This window comes from Tateyamaria sp. syn59 (assembly GCF_007995245.1).
Lineage (GTDB): Bacteria > Pseudomonadota > Alphaproteobacteria > Rhodobacterales > Rhodobacteraceae > Tateyamaria.
The window spans coordinates 1738-2810 of sequence record NZ_VCBA01000048.1 but is presented as its reverse complement, the minus strand read 5'-3'; the positions used below and the strand labels follow the sequence as shown (position 1 = coordinate 2810).

The window sequence follows — 1073 nt, the reverse complement described above, 5'->3', positions numbered from 1 at the left end:
GGACACCCCGTTCCCGAAGACAAGATCCGTGCGCGCTACGCCCGCAATGGACGCTTCATTCGGCAGGCTGTCCTCAAGGCAGATCGCGGCTTCGTCTACGACAACTCCCTGCGGAACGTGCCTCCCAAGCGGCGTCTCATCTTCGCGAATGGGCGCCTGACATCGGCGCATCCGGATCTGCCCTCGTGGATGCTGGCGCTCTATGGCGATCTTCTCCCGCGGTAGGCACAGCCGGACAAGAAGCCATGCGTAGCTTCTTGCAAGATGTCCGGCGCGTTGCTTGATCTGCATGTCCCAGCTTCAGGTGACAGCAAGAGGGCTATTGAGAAGGTGCGTGGGCCAGAGGTCCCGCCACCCCGCCCTATTCCCCCGCCAGCCCCGCATCGCGCAGCGCTTCGGCATCGGGCAGGTCACACTGCGTGAGTCTCTATCCTGATCGAGCGATGGCGGCTGCACTACAACACCGTGCGACCGCACAGCGCCTTGCGCTACCGCCCGCCAGTATCGCAAAGCGTCGTGCCCTTCGACCGGAGGCTGACCATGCATCAACAATTGAGCTGGAGCATTCAGATGGGGCAGCTCACTCTCGTGACACAGGCTGAAAGGAAAAAAACCGTATTCGCGACAGATTGGCCGCCCATCATCGCTCCGGTTGAACCGACGGGAGCGCCCGTCATAGCCGGGATAGTGAAGCTGCCATGAAGAACATCGCCCTCTACGAATTCATGTCGCGCCGGACCCGGTTGCCGTATCGCGGCAAGATCATGGTGATGGCCTTCATCGGCACCCATGTTCCGTTGATCGCGCTGATCGCCTATGTCGCGCTGCAGAATGCGCAGGGCTGGAGCAGCTTTCTGACGATCCTCGGCGTGGCTCTCGTAGCCACGCTCCTCGGCACCCTGGCTACGATTGCCGTTCTCGATCACCTGTTGCGGCCGGTGATCAACACCGCGCAGGCCCTACAGGATTACAGGACGCGTCGTGCACTGCCGAACCTGCCGGTGACCCACGAGGATGACGCCGGTCGGCTCATGGCCGATGCGCAGCGCATGGTCACAGATCTTGACGCATCT

3 pseudogenes are annotated in these 1073 nt (G+C 61.9%); all 3 read left to right on the top strand.

Going from position 1 to position 1073, the window contains the following annotated elements:
- Positions 1-225 (top strand): annotated as a pseudogene (locus FD715_RS22690) (hypothetical protein); the annotation flags it as partial.
- A 204-nt stretch (positions 226-429) separates the two neighbouring features.
- Positions 430-522: pseudogene (locus FD715_RS22345) on the top strand (integrase core domain-containing protein); the annotation flags it as partial.
- 176 nt (positions 523-698) lie between these two features.
- Positions 699-1073: pseudogene (locus FD715_RS22685) on the top strand (hypothetical protein); the annotation flags it as partial.